Here is a 24,592-nt window from a genome sequence, read left to right on the forward strand (position 1 = left end):
CTCCCCAGGGAGAGGGAGCCGACCGCGGTGACTTGCGTCCTGCATTGACCTGAGTCGATTGCGGAGTCGGTAAAGCCGTCTAAAGTCGGCGTAGTTCTTATAAACAACTCGGTCAGTTCCCTCTCCCTCCGGGAGAGGGCTAGGGTGAGGGGCTTTTGGCTGTAGCGCCTAGTCAGGCCAGTTCCACGCCGGCTCATCCAGCACCCGCTGCCCAACCATCTCGGTCTGCCCCAGCGTCTTCTCCAGCACGATGCAATTGCATTCAGGGTCTTCCTGCAATGCCGAAATCAACCGCCGTGCATGTGACACCACCCACACCTGACACTGCTCCGAGGCACGAATGATCAGCCGTGCCAGTGCCGGCAGCAGATCCGGGTGCAGACTGGTTTCCGGTTCGTTGAGCACCATCAATGACGGCGGTCTCGGCGTCAGCAGCGCAGCCACCAGCAGCAGATAACGCAAGGTCCCGTCCGACAGCTCTGCCGCCGACAACGGCCGCAGCAAGCCTTCCTGATAGAACTCGATGGCGAAGCGTCCACCGGCGAGCGGTGCGATGTTCAGCCGCGCACCGGGAAAGGCATCGCTGATCGCCGCGCGCAAGGCTTCGGGGTCGCCGATTTCGATGATGGTCTGCAAGGCGGCCGCCAGATCGCGCCCGTCGTGGTGCAGCACCGGCGTGCGCGTGCCCAGTTGCGGCTGGCGCACCGGCGCGTCGGTATCGCTGCGAAAGTGATCGTAAAAGCGCCAGCGGCGAATGAACTCGCGCATCTGAAACACCTCTGGCGAGCTGCGCAGGCTGCCGATCTGATCGAACAGGCTGTCGAAGTTCGGCGTGTGTTGCGCCAGGACATCCCATTTGCGCTCGCTGCGCGCGCGGATCATCGGCCCATCGCGATCCACCAAAAGGCTCGCCGGGCGATACAGCGGTCCGGCCCAGATGCATTCGCGCTTGATTTGCGGGTCGAGGCTGAAACGCGAGGGAATTGGGAGCGAATGCTCGGGCAGCATGAAATGACCATTGGAATCAGGCAGACCAAGGCTGATCGAATAACTGAAATCCTCCCCGGCAAAGCCCAGGCGCAATCGCTTCACGCCTTGACGCACCGTCGGCTCGATCGCCACTTCACCGTTGCGCATGCGCCGGCTGATGGTTTCCGGCCCGGCCCAGAACGTCGAGTCCAGCCCACCCTCGCGGGCCAGCGCATTGACCACGCCGCCCTGCGCGGTTTCCGCCAGAAGGCGCAGTGCGCGGTAGAGGTTGGATTTGCCACTGCCGTTGGGCCCGGTGATCAGGTTCAGACGCGCGAGCGGGATCACCAGCTTGTTGATCGAACGGTAGTTGGCCACCGCGAGGGTGTTGAGCATGAAATCCTTCTCCGGTTACTGCAAAACGTCTGCAGCATACCCGCAATGAGATAAATCTGTGCTTGACCCCCGCAACCGTGGAACCCTGTTCTAAGCTCTGAAGTCGTATCGTCTCGACAGCAGCGTTAAAGGCCAAGGAGTGTGCATGGCGGGTCCCGGATTTAAAGTGCTGATGGCGTTGGGCGCCATGGTCTTGCTCACCGCTTGCGGCGACAAGAAACCCGCTCAGGAATACTTGCCACGGGTCTTTGTGCAAGAGGTCAAACCCCAGAACTACGCGGCAGCGGTAACCCTCACCGGTGACGTGCAGGCGCGCGTGCAGACGCAGTTGTCATTTCGCGTGGGCGGCAAGATCATCCAGCGCATGGTCGACGTCGGTGACCGCGTCACCGCCAAACAAGTGCTGGCAAAGCTCGACCCCAAGGATCTGCAGACCAATGTCGATTCTGCCCAGGCTCAGGTCCTCGCCGAACAGGCCCGCGTGAAACAGGCCGCGGCGGCCTTCGTCCGCCAGCAAAAACTGCTGCCCAAGGGCTACACCAGCCAGAGCGAATACGATTCCGCCCAGGCAGCCTTGCGCAGCAGCCAGAGCGCCCTGAGCGCCGCGCAGGCACAACTGGCCAACGCCAGGGACCAGCTCAGCTATACCGCGCTGATTGCCGATGCGCCCGGAGTAATTACCGAACGTCAGGCTGAAGTCGGGCAAGTGGTGCAGGCCACCGCACCGATTTTCAGTCTGGCCCGTGACGGCGACCGTGATGCAGTGTTCAACGTGTATGAATCGCTGCTCGCCGAACGCCCGGCGGACAATTCGATCGTGGTCAGCCTGCTCGATAACCCCGAGATCAAAACCACCGGTACTGTGCGTGAAATAACCCCGGCGGTGTCGGCGCAATCCGGCACCGTGCAGGTCAAGGTCAGCCTCGACAAGCTGCCGCCGGGCATGCAACTCGGTTCGGTAGTCAGCGCCACGGCAAAAGGTTCGGGCAAGTCGGCGGTGGAACTGCCGTGGTCGGCGCTGACGAAAAACATCAGTGAGCCGGCGGTGTGGATGGTCGATGACAAGGGTGAGGCGCAGCTGCACACGGTCACGGTCGGTCGCTATCTGACCGGTAAAGTCATCATCAGCGAAGGTCTGAAGGGCGGCGAAAAAGTCATCGTCGCCGGAGGACAGTTGTTGCACCCCGGGATGAAGGTCGAGATCGCCGAAAACACTTACAAAGACCTGCAACCGGGAGCGCAGCCATGAAGCGTCTCGGACTGTTTTGCCTCGCGTTGCTGCTGGGCGCCTGCTCGGAAAAGGAAACGCCGCCGGAACCGGTGCGTCCGGTGTTGTCGGTCAAGGTCGAAGCATTGAGTGAAGAAAACCTCGGGCGTTTCGCCGGCAGCATTCAGGCTCGCTACGAGAGCAACACTGGCTTCCGCGTTGGCGGGCGCATTGCCAGTCGCAACGTCGATGTCGGCGCCGAAGTCCAGAAAGGCACGCTGCTCGCCACCCTCGACCCGTCCGACCAGCAAAACCAATTGCGTTCGGCCGAGGGCGATCTGGCCAGGGTTCAGGCGCAATTGATCAATGCGCAGGCCAACGCGCGCCGACAGCAGGCGCTGTTCGATCGCGGCGTGGGCGCACAGGCGCAACTGGACGTTGCCACGACTGATCTGAAAACCACCCAGGCCTCGCTGGATCAGGCGCGCGCGGCGGTCAACCAGAGCCGGGATCAACTCGGCTACACCGAACTGCGCGCCGATCACAAAGCCGTGGTCACCGCGTGGAACGCCGAAGCCGGGCAGGTGGTGACCGCCGGCCAGCAAGTCGTGACGCTGGCCCAGCCAGACATCAAGGAAGCGGTGATCGATCTGCCGGATACCCTGGTTGATCAGCTTCCGCCCGACGTGGTGTTTTCAGTGGCCGCGCAACTCGACCCGAGCATCAACACCACGGCGATCATCCGTGAAATCGAACCCCAGGCGCAGAGCGCCACGCGCACCCGCCGGGCACGCTTGACGCTGACCGACACGCCGGACGGTTTTCGCCTCGGCACGGCGATCAGCGTGACCCTCAGTTCGGCGATCAAACCGCGCATCGAATTGCCCGCCACCGCGTTGCAGGAGGTCGAAGGCAAACCGCGGATCTGGGTGATCGACACGCAAAGCAAAACCGTCAGCCCCCGCGACGTCACGGTGATCAGCCGCACCGACAGCAGCGTGGTGCTGGCCGGCGGCGTGAAGAACGGCGAGCGCGTGGTCAGCGCCGGCGTCAACAGCCTCAAACCCGGACAATCGGTAAAACTTGACGAGGACAGTCAATGAAAGGCTCTTTCAACCTCTCCGAATGGGCCCTCAAGCATCAGTCATTCGTCTGGTATCTGATGTTCGTCGGATTGCTCATGGGCGTGTTTTCCTATTTCAATCTGGGCCGCGAAGAAGACCCGTCGTTCACCATCAAGACCATGGTCATCCAGACCAAATGGCCCGGCGCGACCCAGGACGAAACCCTCAAGCAGGTCACCGACCGCATCGAGAAAAAACTCGAAGAACTCGACTCGCTCGATTACGTGAAAAGCTACACGCGCCCCGGCGAATCGACGGTGTACGTGTACCTGCGCGACACCACCAGCGCCAAGGACATTCCGCAAATCTGGTACCAGGTGCGCAAGAAGATCGACGACATTCGCGGGCAGTTTCCCCAAGGGATTCAAGGGCCGGGATTCAACGATGAGTTTGGCGATGTGTTCGGCTCGGTCTATGCGTTTACCGCCGATGGCCTGACCATGCGCCAGTTGCGCGATTACGTGGAGCAGGCCCGCGCCGAGATCCGCAGCGTGCCGGGGCTGGGCAAGGTCGAAATGGTCGGCCAGCAGGACGAAACGATTTACCTGAACTTCTCCACGCGCAAACTCGCCGCGCTGGGTATCGATCAGCGTCAGGTGGTGCAAAGCCTGCAATCGCAGAACGCGGTAACGCCGGCCGGGGTGATCGAGGCCGGGCCCGAGCGGATTTCCGTGCGCACGTCGGGGCAGTTCGCCTCGGAGAAGGATCTGGCCGAGGTCAATCTCAAGCTCAACGACCGTTTCTATCGTCTGGCCGATATCGCCGATATCCGTCGTGGCTACGTCGACCCGGCCACGCCTGAATTCCGCTTCGACGGCAAACCGGCCATCGGTCTGGCCATTGCGATGCAGAAGGGCGGCAACGTTCAGGAGTTCGGCAAGGCCTTGCACCAGCGCATAGACGAATTGACGGCAGACTTGCCGGTCGGCGTCGGCGTGCACACGGTGTCCGATCAGGCGGTAGTGGTGGAGGAAGCCGTCGGTGGCTTCACCAGCGCCTTGTTCGAAGCGGTGATCATCGTGCTGGTGGTGAGCTTCATCAGCCTTGGCGTGCGCGCCGGTCTCGTCGTGGCGTGCTCGATTCCGCTGGTGCTGGCGATGGTGTTCGTGTTCATGGAATACAGCGGCATCACCATGCAGCGGATTTCTCTCGGTGCGTTGATCATCGCCCTCGGCCTGCTGGTCGACGATGCAATGATCACTGTAGAGATGATGGTCACGCGCCTGGAAATGGGCGAGAGCAAGGAGCAGGCGGCGACGTTCGCCTACACCTCGACGGCGTTTCCGATGCTCACCGGTACGCTGGTGACGGTCGCCGGGTTCGTGCCGATCGGCCTCAACGCCAGCTCGGCCGGTGAATATACGTTCACACTGTTCGCAGTGATCGCTGTGGCGATGATCGTCTCGTGGGTGGTAGCGGTGTTCTTCGCACCGGTAATCGGCGTGCACATCCTCAGCGACAAGGTGAAGGCGCATGACGCCGAACCGGGGCGCATCGGTCGTGCGTTCAACGGCGGCCTGCTCTGGGCCATGCGCAATCGCTGGTGGGCAATTGGCGTCACCGTACTGCTGTTTGTGCTGGCGGTGTTCTGCATGCGCTTCGTGCAGAACCAGTTTTTCCCCGCGTCGGACCGTCCGGAAATTCTCGTCGACCTGAACCTGCCGCAGAACGCTTCGATCGACGAAACCCGCAAAGCGGTGGACAAGCTCGAAGCCACGCTCAAGGGCGACCCTGACATCGTGCGCTGGAGCACCTACATCGGCCAGGGCGCGATCCGTTTCTACCTACCCCTCGACCAGCAATTGCAGAACCCGTACTACGCGCAACTGGTCATCGTCAGCAAGGATTTCGAGGCCCGCGAAGCGCTGAGCCAGCGCCTGCGCGAGCGTTTGCACAAGGACTTCGTCGGTATCGGCAGCTACGTGCAGGCGCTGGAAATGGGCCCGCCGGTCGGGCGGCCGATTCAGTACCGGGTCAGCGGCAAGGACGTCGATCAGGTGCGCAAACATGCCATCGCCCTGGCCACCGAGCTGGACAAGAACTCGCACATCGGCGAGATCATCTACGACTGGAACGAACCGGGCAAAGTCCTGCGCGTCGACATTGCTCAGGACAAGGCGCGCCAGCTCGGGTTGTCGTCAGAAGACGTGGCGAACCTGATGAACAGCATCGTCAGCGGCTCGCCATTGACTCAGGTCGATGATGATATCTACCTGATCAACGTGGTCGGCCGCGCCGTTGATTCCGAACGCGGCACGCCGGAAACCCTGCAGAACCTGCAGATCGTCACGCCAAGCGGCACCTCGATTCCGCTGTTGGCGTTCGCCACCGTGCGTTACGAACTGGAGCAGCCGCTGGTGTGGCGACGTGATCGTTTGCCGACGATCACCATCAAGGCCTCGGTGCGCGACGAGATCCAGCCCACCGATCTGGTGAAATTGCTCAAGCCATCGATTGACGCTTTCGCGTCGAAACTGCCGGTCGGCTACAAGGTCGCCACCGGCGGGACGGTCGAGGAAAGCGGCAAGGCCCAAGGGCCGATCGCCAAGGTCTTGCCGTTGATGCTGTTCCTCATGGCGACCTTCCTGATGATCCAGTTGCACAGCGTGCAGAAGATGTTCCTGGTGGCCAGCGTCGCGCCGCTGGGGCTGATCGGCGTAGTGCTGGCGCTGGTGCCGACGGGCACACCGATGGGCTTCGTGGCGATTCTGGGGATTCTCGCGCTGATCGGCATCATCATCCGCAACTCGGTGATTCTGGTGACGCAGATCGACGAGTTCGAGCAGAAGGGCTATGCGCCGTGGGATGCGGTGGTGGAAGCGACCGAGCACCGCCGCCGGCCGATCCTGCTGACCGCCGCCGCGGCGAGCATGGGCATGATCCCGATCGCTCGCGAAGTGTTCTGGGGACCGATGGCCTACGCGATGATCGGCGGGATCGTGGTGGCGACGTTGCTGACGCTGCTGTTTCTGCCGGCGCTGTATGTGGCCTGGTACAAGATTCGCGAGCCGCAGAAGGACTGATTCAAAAACAGCCCCTCACCCTAGCCCTCTCCCGAAGGGAGAGGGAACTGACCGAGGTGTCTGTAGCTCTACATCGACCTGTGCCACCGGGTTGATTGAGGATTCAGCGATGATCGAGCAGGTCGGCGCCATGCTTGAGCATCCCCCCATCGGCCCCCTCTCCCTTTGGGAGAGGGTTGGGGTGAGGGCTCTTACTGGCTCAACATTTACGCCAGACACTCGCCAGCCAAGGCTGCTGCTCCCGCGGCAATCCCGCCGGCCGGTAGTAATGCTCCAGCTCGACAAACCCCGCCGCCGTCAGCAAACCTTGCCAGGCCTCAAGATCGTGATACGAGCCATAGCGCGGCCCGTTCCAGCCCTCACGGTTGTCCCCGCGTGGATTGGAGCTGAACAACACCCCACCCGGTTTCAACGCTCCGTGCAATTGCCTGAGCACCCGCGGCAACTCCTGCAACGGCACATGAAACAACACCGCGTTGGCGAAGATCCCGTCGAAGCGCTCCGCCGGCAGATCCAGCTTGAGGAAATCCTGCTGCAATACCTCGCAGCCGCTGTCCTCGCGAGCCATCCGCGCAAATTCTGCAGAACCGTCCAGCCCGACGGCGAGGTGACCCATGCGCGTAAACGTCTGCAAATCCCGCCCCGGCCCGCAGCCGAAATCCAGAAGGGTAAACGGCGTCGGCCCTTGAATATGCCGCAGCAACGCATCGATGTTCTGACTGACATCGTGATCGCGGGTGCCTTCACGGAAGTCCTCAGCCACTGTGTTGTAATGGCCGAGCGTGATGGCGGTGATCTGTTCGAGGTCGCTGGGCGTCTGCTTCATCATCGATGCTGTTTTTGGCGGAGGGAGATAGCGGACTATAAGCTTTTTCGCCGGTAAAAAAACGCCGCCTGCGCTGCTGCCAGCGCAGGCGGTGATAGATGACTGGACTCAGTGCTGCTTCGCACCCAGGCAATCGATCGAGCGGTCCATCATCGCTTTGGCCATTTCCAGCAGATGCCAGACCGAGAACACCATGGCTCGATCCGCGCCTCCAAGTTGATCGCCGCATTGATGCACAGTCACCGAAGCGCAGCGCAGCAGATCGGCGACATACAACTGGGCATCCTCCAGCGTCACGTCTTCGCTGATGCTGTAGACACGTTTCTGTCCCGCCGCTGTGACGTGATTGCCGGCCAGATGTGAGTCAACGGCGCGGCACAGTGCAGAGCGATCCTTGAGCAAATCCTCGGTGAACCGCTTGGTGGAGGTAAGGCTGAGTGGCGGATCGGCAAGATTTTTTTCCACGGGTAAACTCCTGACTTCAAGTGGGGAGCCAACCATTTCGCGACTAAACGAGCAGGACGGCGGCGGCACGCGGATCAGTCGCCGGCCGCCGGTTATCGGCGCACCCGAAAGTGCCCTGCGCACAGCCAACATCGGGCAGCTTGAAGCTCTGCCCAGGTCAGGCCTGACCGCACGCCCAGCGAATCCGGACAACTGAATCCGGTCACCGCCAAGCAGTGACGAGCGGAGATTAGCTACAGGATATTTCGGGTACAAGCGGGCAAATCATTCTAGGAAGCGTCCTGCAAACCCGCGTGGATCGGGCTGGCGAAACGATAAGTTTCGCGTAGGAAGCGTCTGATTTTCACTAAGGATATTGCCTAAATGTTTGCGATCACCTGGATCAGATTGATGGCCACCTGCCGCTATCGACCTTAGCGCTTATTCAGCCCGCGCGCCAGCCTGTCTCCCCCTAACTGAATCACCGCCACCAATGCCACCAGCAAGACAATCACCGTCAACATGATCTGGCTGTCAAAGCGCTGATAGCCGTAGCGATAAGCGATATCCCCCAAGCCCCCTGCGCCAATCGCCCCGGCCATGGCCGACGAGTTGATCATCGTCACCAGGGTGATGGTGAAACCACCGACAATTGCCGGTAACGCCTCGGGCAGCAGCACATGCCAGACGATATGCCAGCGTCGGCAACCCATCGCCTGCGCGGCTTCGATCAAGCCATGATCCACTTCGCGCAGACTGACCTCGGCGATCCGCGCAAAGAACGGCGTCGCGGCGATGGTCAGCGGTACGACAGCGGCCCAGACACCGTAGGTGGTGCCGACAATCATGCGGGTAAACGGAATCAGCGCGACCATCAGAATCAGGAACGGGATCGAGCGGAACAGATTGACGAAGGCGCCCAATGCCCGGTTCAACAGGGGCGCCTCATAGATCCCGCCCTTGTCGCTGGTGACCAGAATCACCGCCATGGGAATCCCCACCAGCAACGCGATCAGCGAGGACACGCCAACCATCAGGAAGGTGTCGATAAAACCCTGCAGCAAGCGATCAAACCACATAACCCAATACCTCCACGCGTTGTGCCCATGGCGCGGCGCGCTCGCGCAATTGCTCGGCGCTGAACGAAGAACCGCTGACCGCTAATAACAGTTGTCCCAATGCATGCCCCTGAATCCGCTCCACGCCGCCCTGCAACAGGTTGACCCGACCGCTCAGTGCAGCGAACAGCGCTGCGAGATCCGGTTCGTCGCTGGCGCTGCCCGTAAACTGCAAGCGCAGCACTACAGCGTCGTTGGCAGAAGTGGGTTGCGCGAGCAAACGGCTGTGCAATTCTTCCGGCAAGGCGTGTTGCAGCGGCGCAAGCAGGGTCTGGCTGACCTCGTGCTGCGGATTGCCGAACACCTGCCAGACCGGGCCTTGCTCGACAATGCGGCCATGCTCAAGCACGACGACGCGGTCGCAAATCTCGCGAATCACCGCCATTTCATGGGTGATCAGCACGATGGTCAGGCCCAGGCGTTTATTGATTTCGCGCAGCAGGGCGAGGATCGATTGCGTGGTCTCCGGATCGAGCGCCGAAGTCGCTTCGTCGCACAGCAGAATATCCGGGTCGTGCACCAGCGCACGGGCGATGCCGACGCGCTGTTTCTGTCCCCCCGAAAGCTGTGCCGGATACGCCTGATGCTTGCTTTGCAGACCGACCAACTCGAGCAGTTCGCGGACCTTTTCCTCGCGTTGCTGTTTCGGTACGCCCGCGACTTTCAGCGGCAACTCGACGTTCTGCCAAACGGTCTTGGCCGACATCAGATTGAAGTGTTGGAAGATCATGCCGATGCGCCGACGCAACGCAACGAGACGGTCTTCGTCGAACTCGCCGATGTCGACCTGATCGATCAGAACGCGCCCCGATGTTGGTTGCTCAAGGCGATTGATCGTGCGGATCAACGACGACTTGCCGGCGCCGCTACGGCCGATGATGCCGAACACCTCGCCACGCTGAATCGCCAGATCGATGCCCTGCAAGGCGGCGACAGGGCCTTGCCGGCCGTTGTAGGTTTTGCCCAGCCCGATGAAGCGCACATGGGCGCGATTCAGTTCGGGATGCAGCTCGGTTTGTTTCGCAGTGTGTGGCTCTGGAGTTTCCAGTCGCCGTTGGATCGCGGCGGTCATGCTCAGCTTTCCCAACCGGCTTGATAGAGCTTGCCGTGAGCTTTGTCCAGCGCTGCGCGAACGGCTGGCGAATGCTGGTAGATGTCGACGAATTTGATTAGGCGCGGATCGGTTTTGCTCTTCGGCTGAATGACGAACTGAATCACGTATTCCTTGTGATCGAGGCCGTCGAACAGCAGCGCCGAACCGGCATCGAAGGTCTTCGCCAGACGAATGTAGGCCGGGTAGCCCTGGACCAGATCGGCGTCATCGTAGGCGCGCACCAATTGCACGGCTTCGACCTGGAGGATCTTGATCTTTTTCGGATTGGCGACGATGTCATCCTCGGTGGCCTTGTAGCCGACGCCTGGTTTGAGCGTGATCAAACCGGCCTTGGCCAGCAGTTGCAGACCGCGGCCGCTGTTGATCGGATCATTGGCGATGGCAACGCTGGCGCCTTCCGGTAATTCGTCGAAGCTTTTGTATTTTTTCGAGTACAGGCCGACGTTGTTGATGATCCCCGGCGCGAACGGCACCAGGTCAAAACCCGACGCGGCTTTGGCGTTTTCCAGAAACGGAATGTGCTGGAAATAATTCACGTCGATATCGCCGGCAGCGAGGCTGACGTTCGGCGCGATCCAGTCGGTGAACTCCACCAGTTCGACCTTCAGGCCTTGTTTCGAGGCCTCTTCGACGGCCGCTTCCAGCGGAATGGCGAAGGCGGCGGTGGTGCCGATTTTCAACGGCGCGTCGGCGGCAAATACTGCCGAGCTGAACAGGCCGAGGGCCAGGGCCAGTGCTTTGACTGGGTGGGAGAGCAGTTTCTTGGTCATGATGAGTATCCAGTCAGTGCTTGGGATTTGTGGTGTCCGTTGTGGCCTCATCGCGAGCAGGCTCACTCCTACAGGGGGAACGCATTCCAAATGTAGGAGTGAGCCTGCTCGCGATGCTTTTAGCGGCGAAACGCGGAGCCTGTATGTCGCTCAGGCAACTGCGCCTCGCCGTGAAACAGCTTTTCGCGCAAGGTGCCGCTGTCGTACGCGGTCTTGTACGAACCGCGCCGCTGTAGTTCGGGAATCACCAGATCGATGAAATCCACGTAGCTTTCCGGCGTGACGATGCGGGTCAGGTTGAAGCCATCCAGTCCGGTTTCGGCGATCCACGACTCCAGTTCATCGGCCACTTGCTCGGCCGAGCCGACCACCGTGATGTAGCGGCCACCGAGTGCGTGCTGGTCGAGCAATTTGCGTCGGGTCCAGTCGTTGTTCTGCAGGGTCTTGGTGGCCGACTGGATGGCGTTGCTTTTCACGTACTGGATCGGTTCGTCAATTTCATAGCGAGAAAAGTCGATGCCGGTGGACGCGGAAAAATGCGCAACACCGGCCTCGGCGCTGGCGTAGCCAAGGTACTCGGCATGCTTGGCCCAGGCGTCTTCTTCGCTGGCGCCGACAATCACATTGAGGCCCATGAACACCTTGATGTCCTCGGGGTTGCGCCCCGCCGCAACGGCACTGGCACGGACCTTGTCCACTTGCGCCTTGGTCGATGGCTTGTTCTGGCCGCTGATGAACACGCACTCGGCGTGGCGTCCGGCGAACTGCAAACCGCGCTCGGAACTGCCGGCCTGAAACAGCACCGGCGTACGCTGCGGCGATGGCTCGCACAGGTGATAACCCTCGACCTGGTAGAACTCGCCCTTGTGCTCGACCTTATGGACTTTGTCCGGCTGCGCGTAGATGCGCTGCTCGCGGTCGTTGAGCACCGCGTCGTTTTCCCAGCTGCCTTCCCAGAGTTTGTAAAGCACCTGCAAGTATTCATCGGCCTGATCGTAACGCCGGTCATGTTCGGCCTGCGCGCCGAGGCCCATGGCTTTGGCGGCGCTGTCCAGATAGCCGGTGACGATGTTCCAGCCCACCCGGCCACGGCTCAAATGATCGAGCGTCGACAGACGCCGGGCGAACAGATACGGCGCTTCGTAGGTGAGATTGGCGGTGAGGCCGAAGCCGAGGTTTTTGGTCACAGCAGCCATTGCCGATACCAGCAGCAAAGGGTCGTTGACCGGCAACTGGATCGACTCTTTCAGCGTGACGTCGAGCGAGTTCTGGTAGACGTCATACACACCGACGATGTCGGCGATGAACAAGCCGTCGAACAGGCCGCGCTCAAGCAACTGCGCCAGTTCGGTCCAGTATTCGAGGGTGTTGTAACGGGTCGAGGTATCGCGCGGATGCGTCCACAAGCCGTGATTGATGTGGCCGATGCAGTTCATGTTGAACGCGTTGAGCAGAATCTTCTTTTTCGCAGCGCCCATCAGATTGTCCCTCGCAGCGGAGGGTTTTCATCGTTGAGGTAGTAATTGCCAACCGCGTGATATTTCCAGCGCACCGGGTCATGCAGCGTGTGCACCCGGGCGTTGCGCCAGTGACGGTCGAGGCCGTGCTCGGCGAGGGTGGCCTGGCTGCCGGCCAGTTCGAACAGGGTGCTACCCGCCGCGAGAGAAATTTCCGTGCTGATCGCGCGTGCTTCGGCGACGGCGATCGAGGCCGCTGCAACGGTTTCGGCAGTGGTGTCAGCCTGTGCGGCATCAAGGAATTCGCCGGCACGTTCAAGCAGGGCTTCGCTGGCGTGCAGACGGATACTCAGGTGACCGAAGCTCTTCAGGGTCAGCGGGTCCTCGCTGGCCTTGTCGTTGCCGGAGTCGATCCACGGCCGCGTCTTGCTGCGCACGAAATGCAAAGCGTCCTCATAAGCGGCGCGGGCGATACCGGTATCGATGGCGGCATGAAGGATCTGCGCCAGCGGCCCGACCGTGGTCGGCCGTTCGAAGGCACTTTGAAACGGCAGCACGTCTTCAGCGGCGACGTAAACATCTTCGAACACTACCGAGCCGCTGCCAGTGGTGCGCTGGCCGAAACCGCTCCAGTCGTCGATCACGCTCAGACCTTTGCTGTTACGCGGGACAAAGGCCAGTTGCTGCACGCCATTTTCATCCACCACCGAGGTCGGAATGCGCTGCGCATAAATCGCCCCGGTCGCGTAGAACTTGCGGCCGTTGATGCGATAGCCGTCGCCGTCGCGCGTAAGGCGGGTGACGCGGTCGTGTGCGGTTTTGGTGCCCAGTTCGGCCAAGGCATTGCCGAAACGCTGGCCGGCGAGAACCTCGGCGTACAGGCGTTGTTTCTGCTGCTCGCTGCCGTTGACCCGCAGCACTTCCAGTGCATAGAAATGGTTTTGCGGAATCTGTCCGAGCGAACCGTCGGCCTGAGCGATCAGCGCGATGACTTTGGCCAGGGTCACGTTGGACACCCCCGCGCCACCGTACGCCTTGGGCACGCTGATGCCCCACAGGCCGGAGCGGGAAAACACTTCAAGTTCGGGCAGCGGCAGGCGCCGTTCACGATCGCGCAGGGCGCTGTCACGTTGGAAATCTTCGGCCAGGTCGCTGGCGACGATCAGGGCTTGCTCATCGCTGGTGATGAGCGCGACGGGTTGGGAAAAAGTCATGTGCTTCTCCAGAGATCTGGTCAAAAGTGTTCTGGTCGTCAGATCCAGGAGTGACGGGCAGGCAGCGTGCCGTTGAGGCGATACGCGCCGACCGCGTGATATTTCCAGCGCACCGGGTCGTGCAGGGTGTGCACCCGAGCGTTGCGCCAGTGGCGGTCGAGGTTGAATTCGGCGAGGGTCGCGCGGCTGCCGGCCAGTTCGAAAAGCTTTTCGCTGGCGAGCAAGGCAATCTCGGTGGTTAGCACTTTCGCTTCGGCCACGGCGATCGAGGCACGCGCGGCGGAGGCCGCGGTGATCGGTGCGGCATGCACCTGATCGAGCACTTGGCCTGCCTTGCGCAGCAGCGCTTCGGCGGCATGCAATTCGATTTTCAGCTTGCCGATTTCGGCGATCACGTAGAGGTCATCGCTGGCGCGATCGACCTTGGCATCGATCCACGGCCGTGCCCGGGTTTTAACGAAGTCGATGGCATCGTCAATCGCGCCACGGGCGATGCCGGCATCGATGGCCGCCTGAATCAATTGCGAAACGGCGCCCTGGGTGTTCGGCGTTTCGTTGATCTTCCAGTTGTCGATGACCAGGCTCGACTCGACGCGCACGTTGTTGAGCAAAATCGTGCCGCTGGCGGTGGTGCGCTGACCGAAGCCCGACCAGTCGTCGACGATGCGCAAACCCGGCGTGCCGCGCCGGACGAACGCCAGCACTTGCTTGCCTTCATCGTTGAGCGCTTTCACCGCCACCCAATGCGCAAACAGCGCGCCGGTGGAATAGAACTTCTGGCCGTTGATCACATGGTCATCGCCATCGGCGCTGATCCGCGCTTTCAGTTCCAGGGTGTTTTTGCTGCCGCGTTCCGGGCCGGCGTTGCCGATGCGCCAGCCTTGCAGAACGCTGTCAAACAACTGTTGTTTCTGCGCCTCGCTGGCGCAGCCAAGAATCAGGTGAATGATGCCGAACTGGTTCTGCGGAATCTGCCCCAACGCGGGATCGGCAGCGGAAATGATCGCAAAGACTTCCGCCAGCGTGACGAACGAAACCTGCGGGCCACCGTATTCGCGCGGGATGGCAATGCTGCCCAGGCCACTGCGGGTGAACTGTTCAATTTCCGACCACGGCAACTTGCGCTGACGATCGCGTTTCGCCGCCTGGACGCGGGCGACCTGCGCCAGTTCACGGGCAGCCTTGATGGCTTGGGCATCGTTGCGCAAGACCTGCGCGGGCAACAACAGCGGGGCGATGTCCAGATCCGACTGGACGTTTGCATCGGCCAGACTGGACATCAGTGCCACTCCCTGGCTGCACGCAATGCCCTGGCGATCTGCACTGGGGTGATTGTGTTCCGGACCATACGACCTACCTCACATTTCATTGAAAACGCCGCAAGGTGCGGCGAACGATAGAATGTCCGGTGGTCCGGTGCATATACCCTAAGCGCGTATAAATATTAAATAAACTAACTTTTAGGAATAAGCATAGAAGGCGGGAGCGAACCCCCGTCACCTCTCGACAGCATCAATGCTCGCGTGCTTCGGCCGCTTTGAGTTCCTGTTTCAACGGGACGGTCAGGTAAGGATTGACGCAGCCGATCTTCAGCGTTCGCGGCGGTGCCCAGCGGGAGTTATTGCCGACCCGATCGAGGATGCAATAGGTCACGTCCAGGCGCAGATCTTCGCCCGCTTCGACAATTACCGCTGGCGGCACCCAGACCTGGATCGGCAAGCCGATGTCAGCTGCGGTGACCGGTGCCAGGTCCATCCGCACATCACCCCAACGCAAGGTAATGGCGTCATCTTCAGCCATGTTGAGGTACGGCTCGATGCTCAGTGGCACGCCGCGTTTGATCTGGTTCGGATTGACGCCCTGGCGGCGTATGGCCTCGGGGATCGTCACCGGCGCCAGTTGCTGGTTTTCGTCTGCGCTCAGGGCCGATGGCTGGCCGCCGGGGCAATCGAGTTTGACCAACACTCGTGTCGCCGCCGAGAACGCCGGGCCCTGGCCGACCTGCATCACGCGGTAATGAATGCGCGCAGTGCCGTTGTCAATGAAGCTCTCCGGTACACGCAGGCTGACCGCCGCGCCGACATCCTCGGCGGTCAGAACTCTGGAGGCGACGTAACACTTGTTCCAGAACAACTCGATGAGGTCGCCGCTGTCCATGTCGGGGTAGGGCGCGACCTCGATCAACAGATGGGCAGCGGCGGCCAGATTGATGCCGGTTTTCTGCGCGGGCGCCAGGCTCGGCGCTGCCAGTTCGGGGGTATGCGAAGTGCGGGTCATCGATTTCTCTCCTTGAAGCCTTGCAGCGAAGTCCGTTTCTGAAAGAACAAAAGGCGTGACAAACCGGCAAAAAAGCGTCGAACTTTCATTCAAGTTGAAGACGGGGTTATTGAACTGGATGGCGCCGGTTATCGACTAGATAAGAGGGTGTCGGGAGGAGTGTCAATAGACGAGCTTAGTTAATCCGTGAATTACAAGTTAATCAGAAAGTTCCTACGGTGCGGACTCCGAATGCCTAGCCGGCGAGGCGAATCGGGCCACGAGCCCTATGGCTTTTTTGCCCGTTTCTGCTTGGCTTTAGGGGTAGTTAATCAAACCGAAGGGATCGAGTTACAGGCGCAACTCAACTGTTGCGTAATGTATGCAAATGCGCCTGTTACAGGTTTTTTAATTTGCTTTGTATAAAGCTGGATAAGGCATCTTCCATCCCTGGAAGTTGCCGCAACGCAATTAATAGAGACTCAGGCGTGATTCAGAAACTTGCTGAGAAACTGTTGCGTGCGCTGTTCTTTCGGATTGGCAAACAATGCCTTGGCTTCACCTTGTTCGACAATGACGCCCTTGTCGAAAAACACCACACGGTTGGCCACGTCGCGAGCAAAACCCATCTCGTGTGTGACGATGACCATGGTGCGTTTCTCTTCAGCGAGGCCGCGGATGGTCGCTAGAACTTCGCCGACCAGTTCCGGGTCGAGCGCCGAGGTCGGCTCATCGAACAGGATCACTTCCGGCTCCATCGCCAGTGCCCGGGCAATCGCGACGCGCTGCTGCTGCCCACCGGAAAGACGACGCGGGTAAGCATCCTCTTTGCCGGCGAGTCCGACCTTGGCCAAGAGTTTTTTGCCCAGCGCAACAGCCTCGTCGCGCGGGATCTTCTTGACCACGATCGGGCCTTCGATGACGTTTTCCAGTGCGGTGCGATGGGGGAACAGGTTGAAGTTCTGAAACACGAAACCCACGTGCTGGCGCAGATTGCGCACCAGGCTCTGTTGCTGGTTCAGCGGGCGGCTGGTATCGATTTCGATGTCGCCAACCTTGATCCGGCCGCTGGTGGGTTGTTCAAGGAAATTCAGGCAGCGCAGGAACGTGGTTTTCCCCGAACCGCTGGGGCCGATGATCGCCACGACCTCGCCTTCCTTGACCTCCAGATCGATGCCGTTGAGCACGACCTGCTGCTTGAATTGCTTGGTCAGTTTTTCCACGACAATCATGGGCTCAGGACTCCTGGTCGTGCCGATTGACCCGCTCTTCCAGCTTGTTCTGCAGGTGCGACAGCACCGTGGCCAGAATCCAGTAGATCAGCGCGGCGGCAAGATACATGGTGAAGACTTCAAAAGTCCGGGCGGTGATCAGTTGCGCCTGGCGAAACAGCTCCGGCACCTGAATGGTGGCGGCCAGCGCAGTGTCCTTGACCAGCGAAATGAAGCTGTTGCCCAGCGGCGGCAGCGCCGTGCGCATCGCTTGCGGCAGGATGGCCCGGCGCAAGGTCTGCGCGCGGGTCATGCCGATGCTCGCAGCCGCTTCCCATTGACCACGTTCGATCGAACCGATCGCGGCGCGGAGGATTTCACAGGCATAGGCGGCCATGTTCAGCGAGAAGCCGATCAGTGCCGCCGGCAGCGGATCAAGCTCGAGACCCAATTGCGGCAAGCCGTAATAGATCACGAACAATTGCACCAGCAACGGCGTGCCGCGAAAGAACGACACGTAGATGCGCGCCAGCCAGCTGACCGATTTGAAGCGTGACAGGCGCATCAGCGCCAGACCGAAGCCCAGCAGCAGGCCGAAAAACATGCCGCCGAGGCTGAGGATTACCGTGTAATACGCGCCCTTGAGCAGGAAGGGCGCGGAATCCAGGGCGAGTTGGAAAGCTTCTTCCATTATTGAGTGACGTCAGCGTTGAAGTATTTCTTCGACAGCTTTTCCAGCGTGCCGTCGGCGCGCAGTTCGTCGAGAGCCTTGTTCACCGCCGCCAGCAGTTCTGGCTCGCCTTTGCGCAGGGCAATCCCGGATTCCTGGCGCGAAAACGCTTCACCGGCGGCGACGGTTTTCGGGGCTTTCTTGGCGTATTCCAGCGCGGCCAGACGGTCGATCAGGATCGCATCGGTGCGGCCGTTGTTGAGGTCGGCGAACTTGGTCGGATCATCATCGTAGGTGCGTACGTCAGCACCTGGCACGTTGGCGCGAACCCATTGTTCATAGTTGGTGCCCAGGCCGACGCCGACTTTCTTGCCGGACAGGTCAGCGGCGGTCTTGATGTTCAGCGCGGCTTCTTTGCTTTTCAGCACCAGCGCCTGAATCCCGGAGACGGTGTACGGTTTGGAGAAGTCATACTTCTTCTTGCGCTCCTCGGAGATGGTCACCTGGTTGACCACGATGTCCAGACGCTTGGATTCCAGCGCGGCGAGAATGCCGTCCCACTTGGTTGGCTGAACCTTGGCTTTGACGCCGAGTTTTTGCGCCAGCGCTTCGGACAGTTCCACCTCGAAGCCGGACAGTTTGCCGTTCTCGTCGACGAAACTGAACGGTGGATAAGTGCCTTCCAGGCCGACGTTGAGCACGCCTTTGTCCTTGATCTGTTGCAGTTGCTCACCGGCCACGGCCTGGCCGATCAGACCGGCGCCCAGCGCAAGACCCAGCGAACCGACCAGCAGAGTGCGACGTAGTGCGGAAAAATTCATGACAAGCCCCTGTGTTTTCTTATGGAAGACGCTTAAGGAATGTAGGCACATTCGGGAATTTGACGACAGCGCTATCCTGCCTCAAAGCAGCTTATGCGTCTCGCCGAAATTCGCCTGCGGCGTGACTATAGGATGTCGGATATAGACTTGAAAATACTCGATATTTTAATTGTTATTCTTTTTTAGTATATGGATCGTTCCCACGCCCCCCAATCAGTCCCCTCTCCCTCTGGGAGAGGGCTAGGGTGAGGGGCTTTTCAAGGCACACACAAAAACGCCGATGACCATCACTGGCCCTCGGCGTTTTCATATCTGCAGCGAATTAATCGAGCGTCAAATCAGAACGCCGGCAATACCGCGCCGCTGTACTTCTTCTCGATGAACGCTTTGACTTCAGGGCTGGTCAGCGCCTTGGCCAGTTTCTGGATGGCGTCGCTGTTCTTGTTGTCCTCACGGGCAACCAGGAAGTTCACGTAAGGCGAGTCAGCGCCTTCGATCACCAGCGCATCTTTTTGCGGGTTCAGCTTGGCTTCCAGCGCGTAGTTGGTGTTGATCATGTCCAGATCAACTTCTTTCAGCACGCGCGGCAGCAGGGCCGATTCCAGTTCCTTGAACTTGAAGTTGTGCGGGTTCTTGGCGATGTCTTTTGGCGTTGCCAAGGCGTTTTTCGGATCTTTCAGTTCGATCAGGCCAGCCTTCTGCAGCAGGATCAGCGCACGGCCGCTGTTGCTGCCTTCGTTCGGGATGGCGATGGTGGCGCCGTCCGGCAATTCAGCCAGAGTCTTGTACTTGCTCGAGTAGCCACCGAACGGTTCAACGTGTACGCCCTGCACGGTCACCAGGTATTTGGACTTGTCGTCCTTGTACTTACCCTCGTTGAAGCTGTTCAGGTACGGCAGAGTCTGGAAGTAGTTCGCGTCCAGACGCTTCTCGCCCACTTGCACGTTCGGCTGCACGTAGTCGGTGAAAACCTTGATCTCCAGATCCACGCCTTCTTTGGCCAGGGTCGGTTTGATCAGCTCAAGAATTTCAGCGTGCGGAACCGGGGTCGCGGCGACCACCAGTTTTTCACCGGCGTGTGCGAAAGAAGCAGTCAAAGCAGCCGCCAATGCGGTAAACAACAGAACCTTTTTCATGCAGTGTCCTTATCGAAAATCACGGTCGTCATCGACGACGGCATCTAATACGTGTGCCAGTGAAGTGATATCGCTGGCGTGAGGCGGACAATACCCGGATTTTTTATTCCCGGACAATAACGTTTATTCAGCTTCATATTCCATTTCGTTCATGTTGAACAAGATGGCTATAACCCGTCGCTCAAGCGAATCAGCAAATCTTTCAAGGTTTTACGTTCCGCCGGGCTGCCGCCGATATGGATTTGCGCGGCCAGCCGTTCGATCTGCTGCTGCGGCCCAGACACCTCGGGCAGGTTCAGATGCTGCGGCAGGATTTCTTCGCCGGTGCTGACCAGCAGGGCAAAGTGGATGACATTTTCCAGCTCTCGCGTATTGCCCGGCCAGCTGTGCTGTTCGAGCGCATGCTGCGCGGCTTCGCTGATCAAGGGCACGGGCAGATCAAGACGCTGGCTGTAGATGCCGAGAAAATATTCGGCCAGCGACAGGATATCGCCCGTTCGCGCGCGCAGTGCCGGCAGCTCGAGTTGGCCCTCGCTGAGATAGTGATAGAGCCGCTCATGGAATTTCCCCGCATCGACGGCTTGTGCCAGATCGATGCTGGTCGCAGCCACCAGACGCACGTCGACCGGGCTGGGTTGATGCGCGCCGACGCGAGTGACTTCGTGATTCTCCAGCGCGGCGAGCAATTTGACCTGGATCGGCAGCGGCAAATCGCCGATTTCGTCGAGGTACAACGTGCCGCCATTGGCCGAGCCGAACCAGCCGGCGCGACTGCTGGCCGAACCGCTGTAGCTGCCGGCCGCGTAGCCGAACAGTTCAGCGTCGGCGTACGTTGGGCTGATCGCACCGCAGTTCACCGACACGAACAGCCCGCTGCGATCACTGGCGCGATGGATATGCCGCGCGAGCAGCTCCTTACCGGTGCCCGTCTCGCCACGGATCAATACCGATATCGCGCGTGGCGCCAGTTGCTCCAGCTCTTCACGCAGTTGGCGCGAGCGTGGATCGACGAACACCAACGCTTTGGCGCGAATGCTCAGCGGGCTTTTTTCCGCATCGGGAAAGGTCAGCAATGGCTGACCGAAAGTTTCGAAACTCATGGCAGGCTCCCGCCCTGAACCGCCTGGCAGACGGGGGCGTTGAAATATAAAAGTCAGGCGCGACGGCGGGCGTGATGTTCCAAGCGATTTTGCAGGCGATACAGATAGGCAAAACCCTGCTCCCAGCGCTGATGTCCGGATTTGACATTGATATGCCCGGCGCCGGCGAGAATCCCCGCTTCCGCGCCCCAGTTGCGTGCCAACTCCAAGGCGCGCGGCGCACTGACGGCAGCGTCGTTATCGGAGCTGACGACCTGGCTCGGGAACGGCAACAGATCGGTGGGAATCGGCGCGAAGTTGCGCAGCGCCGGTGAGCATGCAGGACGCTCCACATCCGCAGGGGCGACCAGCAACGCACCGCGCACCTGACGCAGGTATTGCAGGGGCGCGGTCGCCGCCCAATGCGCAACGGTGATGCAACCCAGGCTATGAGCGATGAGGATCACCGGCGTGCTGTCGGCGGCAATCGCCTCGGCGAGCGCCGCGACCCAGTCTTCACGGCGCGGCGTCAGCCAGTCGGCCTGCTCCACCCGCGCACTGTTCGGCAGGCTGTTCTGCCAGTGGGTCTGCCAATGATCTTCTGGCGATCCTTGCCAGCCCGGCACAATCAGGTAGCGGATTGATTCGTTGCGCATGGGAAGCTCTCCTGCGTCGTGTCTGTTCTCGGTCGAGTATAGGGACGGGATTTATATTCGTTAAGGAATAAGAAGCTATTTATTAATACCCAAATTGAATATCAGATTTTCGCATGGCTTTTGTTTTTTCCCCTCACCCCAGCCCTCTCCCGGAGGGAGAGGGCGCCGATTTGCGTGGGCTTTGAAGTTGCGTACGACTCGGTATTCCACGTCGGCGTAACTCTCCCATCCCTCACGGTCAGTCCCCTCTCCCTCTGGGAGAGGGTTAGGGTGAGGGGCTCTTCTAAAGTCATATACAAAAAAAGGGCCGCACCCTGCCAAGGAAACGGCCCCGGAAAACTGTTGAATCTGTCACCGCGCAGTAATCACCGACAATTTGGTAATTCCCGCCCGCTCAATCGAAGCCATGGCCCGCGCCACTTCGCCGTAGTTCACCCCGTCGTCGGCCTGCAGTTGCACGCGCACCTCCGGGTCCTCGGCCTTGGCCGACTTGAGGTTGAATTCCAACACCTCCGGCTGAATTTCGTCCTTGTTGATAAACAGCTTGCCGGCTCCGTCGATACTGACCACCAGCGGGTCCTTCTGCTCGACCGGCGCCACCGCTTCGGTCTTGGGCAGGTTGATCGGTATCGCGTTGGTCAGCAGCGGCGCAGTAACGATAAACACCACCAGCAGCACCAGCATCACGTCCACCAGCGGCGTCACGTTGATCTCGCTGAGTACCTCATCAGTGTCTTGCGTGGAGAACGCCATATCAGGAGGCCTCCTTCACTTTTGCCGTGTTGCCCGGCGCAGAAGCTTTGTGTGCGGTCGGGTGAATCAACACGCGAAACGCGCTCTTCTGCGCCAGGCTATAGAAGTCGTGGGCGAAGTCGTCCAGGTCCGCCGCGGTCAGTTTCAGACGGCGCAAAAAGTAGTTGTAAACCAGCACCGCCGGTACCGCGACGGCGATGCCCACACCGGTTGCAACCAATGCAGCACCGATCGGCCCGGCCACGGTTTCCAGGCTCGCTGAACCCGCCGCGCTGATGCCCTTCAACGCCTCCATGATTCCCCACACCGTGCCGAACAGACCAATGAACGGCGAGGTGCTGCCAATACTCGCGACCACCGCCAGACCGGTTTCCAGCGAACGCCGCTCACGGACGATCTGCTGGCGCAGGGCACGCTCCAGACGATCCTGATGGTTGATCGCCTGGCTCAGGTCATTGGCCTGTGGCGTCTCGCCCACCTGAATCGCTGCGTAACCGGCCTGCGCCACACGCGCCGCAGCGCCGGGCTGGGTTTCGCTCAACTCGGCGGCCGCATCAAGACTCGACGCCGCCCAGAAGCGTTTATGGAAACGGCGGTCCTGCGCCTTTAAACGCCCGAACTGCAACGCCTTGAGCAGTGCCAGCCCCCAGGTGGCGACGGAAAACACCACCAGCAGCCAGATCACCGCGCTTTCGATGGATTCCAGTGGAGAAGCCAGTAACGTCATGATGTATTCCCTCGTGTAAACGTTTCGCGCGAATTTGATTGCGGTTTAGTGAATCTTGAAATCGATGGGCACGCTGACCCAACCGTCCTGGGCGACATCGCCCTGCTTGGCCGGGACGAAACTCCAGCGTTTCACGGCGTTGAGTGCCGCATCGTCGAGTTGCTGGCGACCGCTGCTTTTCTGAATCTGGATCTCGCCCGGTTTGCCACTGGCCAACACGTGTACGCGCAACAACACCGTGCCTTCCCAACCGCGACGCTGGGCCAGCGACGGATATTCCGGCGCCGGATTTTTCAGGTAAGCGGCGCTGGCCGAGGCCGGGGTGACCGGGGCCGGAGCGGATGGCGCCGGTGGCGCTGGCGCGGCGACCGGGGCTGTCGGTTTGGGCGGCGCCGGCGCTTGCTCGACCGCTTTAGGCGCCGGTTTGGGTGGCTGCTTGGCCACCGGTTTGGGTTTCGGCACGGGTTTGGGCGGTGGCGGCTTCACCGCCAACTCGTCTTCCACCGGCGGCGGTGGTTCGACCACAGGTGCGGGTGGCGGCGGCACCACAACCGGCGGCGCGGGCGGTGCCGGGCGTGAGAATTCGATGGTCATCAGCGGAATTTCTGGCGGCACGATTGGCAGCGCAGGGGTCGGGTGCTGATTGATCCAGTAGATCACCGCGCCATGCACCACCAACGCCAGCACCGCGAGCAAAACGGTTTCGCGGCGACTCAGAACGCCCTTGGGCGCACGCTGCAAACGCAGCTGCCCCAACGGCACACGGTGCGGCCGGCCGAGGTCGATCAGTTCGCCACCCGGCGTTTGCCGCCACAGCCATTCCCCTGCGCTGGCGGCGGTCTGGACATTGCCCATTGTTTGACTCCCTGCGGTCTTTTTACGGTTCTTGCACAACAGCTGAACAACCGTTTGTTGAATCCCCTCACGGTTGAGCGCTGGGTGAATCATTGGTCTTGCTGCTTATCTCCGAAAGTAATCTTTAATGTTATGGATAGGTCTGTATGGAATATGAAAAACGATCATTTTCGCCAAAGCCTTGCGCCACGCGGGCTGCAGCGAGGCGTAAAAAATCGCATGCCTTGCCGGCATTGAAAGTATTCATTCAGCGCATCGGATTCAGCTGACCCGGTTTCAAAGGACAGGACCAAAACAGCGTTGTTAGTCTAAAAATTACATTCATCCGAGCAACAAAAAAGGCCGATACACTTTCGCGTACCGGCCTTTTTGTTTGATCAGCTGTTATTGCTTGATGAATTCTCCCGCCAGACCTACCACATCACCGTCAAAGTTGGTGCGCGCGCCAACCGCGCGAACTTTTGAATAATTGTGATCTGGCGAAAACAATGTCCATGCCTGATAACCCGAGCCCTCGTTCAAAGCTGCGAAGGTGATGACCGTAGGCTGCCCCGTGCTGTTCTGGAAATGGTAATGGCCATACGCGATGTCGTAGTTCACGCCGTTCTGGCTGAATTTCCCGCTGAATGTGCCGTTGGAATCGTTGCCATCGGTAATTGTCAGCTTGGCGCCCGCGTTGGCGTTTACATAATTGCCATTGATGCTCGACATGATGCGATTTCCTTTATCGTTTAAATGGGTATCTTCCGATGAGAGCAAGTTTCTT

23 protein-coding genes are annotated in these 24,592 nt (G+C 60.1%); 3 read left to right on the forward strand and 20 right to left on the reverse strand.

Annotation, left to right across the window (positions count from 1 at the left end; all coding sequences use genetic code 11):
• Nucleotides 1–168: 168 nt before the first annotated feature.
• Nucleotides 169–1,365, reverse strand: coding sequence for an AAA family ATPase (locus V6F91_RS15120; protein WP_332765717.1), 1,197 nt, complete (start codon nt 1,363–1,365; stop codon nt 169–171).
• Nucleotides 1,366–1,510: 145 nt separating this feature from the next.
• Here V6F91_RS15120 and V6F91_RS15125 point away from each other — a divergent pair, with 145 nt between their 5' ends.
• From V6F91_RS15125 to V6F91_RS15135, 3 genes are read left to right on the forward strand one after another with little or no spacing between them, the layout of a single operon-like run.
• Entirely contained in the window at nt 1,511–2,614 is a 1,104-nt protein-coding gene (locus tag V6F91_RS15125) for an efflux RND transporter periplasmic adaptor subunit (protein WP_332765719.1), read from the forward strand.
• Nucleotides 2,611–3,675 (forward strand): efflux RND transporter periplasmic adaptor subunit, encoded by a 1,065-nt coding sequence (locus V6F91_RS15130; protein WP_090288229.1) that lies wholly within the window; start codon nt 2,611–2,613, stop codon nt 3,673–3,675. Before V6F91_RS15125 ends, V6F91_RS15130 begins: the two co-directional genes overlap by 4 nt.
• Entirely contained in the window at nt 3,672–6,719 is a 3,048-nt protein-coding gene (locus tag V6F91_RS15135; RefSeq protein ID WP_332765722.1) for an efflux RND transporter permease subunit, read from the forward strand. The genes V6F91_RS15130 and V6F91_RS15135 overlap by 4 nt, the downstream gene beginning before the upstream one ends.
• 199 nt (nt 6,720–6,918) lie before the next feature.
• Here V6F91_RS15135 and V6F91_RS15140 read toward each other — a convergent pair whose 3' ends face one another.
• The 19 genes from V6F91_RS15140 to V6F91_RS15230 all read right to left on the reverse strand — a co-directional run bounded on the left by V6F91_RS15140 (nt 6,919) and on the right by V6F91_RS15230 (nt 24,537).
• On the reverse strand, nt 6,919–7,545 hold the full coding sequence (locus V6F91_RS15140) for a class I SAM-dependent methyltransferase (RefSeq protein ID WP_332765724.1): 627 nt from the start codon (nt 7,543–7,545) through the stop codon (nt 6,919–6,921).
• Between the two features lie 108 nt (nt 7,546–7,653).
• On the reverse strand, nt 7,654–8,010 hold the full coding sequence (locus V6F91_RS15145; protein ID WP_332765726.1) for a DUF6124 family protein: 357 nt from the start codon (nt 8,008–8,010) through the stop codon (nt 7,654–7,656).
• Nucleotides 8,011–8,423: 413 nt separating this feature from the next.
• On the reverse strand, nt 8,424–9,068 hold the full coding sequence (locus V6F91_RS15150) for a methionine ABC transporter permease (protein WP_332765728.1): 645 nt from the start codon (nt 9,066–9,068) through the stop codon (nt 8,424–8,426).
• Nucleotides 9,058–10,179: a methionine ABC transporter ATP-binding protein gene (locus V6F91_RS15155; protein ID WP_332765730.1), complete on the reverse strand. Its 1,122-nt coding sequence runs from the start codon at nt 10,177–10,179 to the stop codon at nt 9,058–9,060. The genes V6F91_RS15150 and V6F91_RS15155 overlap by 11 nt, the downstream gene beginning before the upstream one ends.
• A 2-nt stretch (nt 10,180–10,181) precedes the next feature.
• Entirely contained in the window at nt 10,182–10,991 is an 810-nt protein-coding gene (locus V6F91_RS15160) for a MetQ/NlpA family ABC transporter substrate-binding protein (protein WP_134176188.1), read from the reverse strand.
• Nucleotides 10,992–11,110: 119 nt separating this feature from the next.
• Nucleotides 11,111–12,469 (reverse strand): LLM class flavin-dependent oxidoreductase, encoded by a 1,359-nt coding sequence (locus V6F91_RS15165; protein ID WP_332765732.1) that lies wholly within the window; start codon nt 12,467–12,469, stop codon nt 11,111–11,113.
• Nucleotides 12,469–13,662, reverse strand: coding sequence for an SfnB family sulfur acquisition oxidoreductase (locus tag V6F91_RS15170; RefSeq protein ID WP_332765734.1), 1,194 nt, complete (start codon nt 13,660–13,662; stop codon nt 12,469–12,471). Before V6F91_RS15170 ends, V6F91_RS15165 begins: the two co-directional genes overlap by 1 nt.
• Before the next feature lie 38 nt (nt 13,663–13,700).
• Nucleotides 13,701–14,942, reverse strand: coding sequence for an SfnB family sulfur acquisition oxidoreductase (locus tag V6F91_RS15175; protein ID WP_332765736.1), 1,242 nt, complete (start codon nt 14,940–14,942; stop codon nt 13,701–13,703).
• A gap of 232 nt (nt 14,943–15,174) precedes the next feature.
• Nucleotides 15,175–15,939 (reverse strand): hypothetical protein, encoded by a 765-nt coding sequence (locus V6F91_RS15180; RefSeq protein ID WP_332765737.1) that lies wholly within the window; start codon nt 15,937–15,939, stop codon nt 15,175–15,177.
• A gap of 461 nt (nt 15,940–16,400) precedes the next feature.
• Complete coding sequence (gene tcyN / locus V6F91_RS15185; protein ID WP_258450911.1) at nt 16,401–17,150, reverse strand: L-cystine ABC transporter ATP-binding protein TcyN; 750 nt, start codon at nt 17,148–17,150, stop codon at nt 16,401–16,403.
• Nucleotides 17,151–17,154: 4 nt separating this feature from the next.
• A complete protein-coding gene (gene tcyL / locus V6F91_RS15190; protein ID WP_320329434.1) occupies nt 17,155–17,820 on the reverse strand; it encodes a cystine ABC transporter permease in 666 nt (221 codons plus the stop codon).
• Entirely contained in the window at nt 17,820–18,620 is an 801-nt protein-coding gene (gene tcyJ, locus V6F91_RS15195) for a cystine ABC transporter substrate-binding protein (RefSeq protein WP_332765743.1), read from the reverse strand. Before tcyJ ends, tcyL begins: the two co-directional genes overlap by 1 nt.
• Before the next feature lie 338 nt (nt 18,621–18,958).
• Complete coding sequence (locus V6F91_RS15200; RefSeq protein ID WP_332765745.1) at nt 18,959–19,756, reverse strand: MetQ/NlpA family ABC transporter substrate-binding protein; 798 nt, start codon at nt 19,754–19,756, stop codon at nt 18,959–18,961.
• A 167-nt stretch (nt 19,757–19,923) separates the two neighbouring features.
• Nucleotides 19,924–20,856 (reverse strand): sigma 54-interacting transcriptional regulator, encoded by a 933-nt coding sequence (locus tag V6F91_RS15205; RefSeq protein WP_332765747.1) that lies wholly within the window; start codon nt 20,854–20,856, stop codon nt 19,924–19,926.
• 53 nt (nt 20,857–20,909) lie between these two features.
• Nucleotides 20,910–21,491 (reverse strand): alpha/beta hydrolase, encoded by a 582-nt coding sequence (locus V6F91_RS15210; protein ID WP_332765749.1) that lies wholly within the window; start codon nt 21,489–21,491, stop codon nt 20,910–20,912.
• Between the two features lie 351 nt (nt 21,492–21,842).
• Nucleotides 21,843–22,244, reverse strand: a complete 402-nt coding sequence (locus tag V6F91_RS15215) for a biopolymer transporter ExbD (protein ID WP_332765751.1) — start codon at nt 22,242–22,244, stop codon at nt 21,843–21,845.
• A gap of 1 nt (nt 22,245) precedes the next feature.
• Nucleotides 22,246–22,971, reverse strand: coding sequence for a MotA/TolQ/ExbB proton channel family protein (locus V6F91_RS15220; RefSeq protein WP_332765753.1), 726 nt, complete (start codon nt 22,969–22,971; stop codon nt 22,246–22,248).
• A 45-nt stretch (nt 22,972–23,016) separates the two neighbouring features.
• On the reverse strand, nt 23,017–23,826 hold the full coding sequence (locus V6F91_RS15225; protein WP_332765755.1) for an energy transducer TonB: 810 nt from the start codon (nt 23,824–23,826) through the stop codon (nt 23,017–23,019).
• Between the two features lie 384 nt (nt 23,827–24,210).
• Entirely contained in the window at nt 24,211–24,537 is a 327-nt protein-coding gene (locus V6F91_RS15230) for a hypothetical protein (RefSeq protein ID WP_090288206.1), read from the reverse strand.
• Nucleotides 24,538–24,592 lie beyond the last annotated feature (55 nt).

It is taken from the genome of Pseudomonas koreensis (assembly GCF_036668835.1).
GTDB classification, from domain to species: domain Bacteria; phylum Pseudomonadota; class Gammaproteobacteria; order Pseudomonadales; family Pseudomonadaceae; genus Aquipseudomonas; species Aquipseudomonas koreensis_I.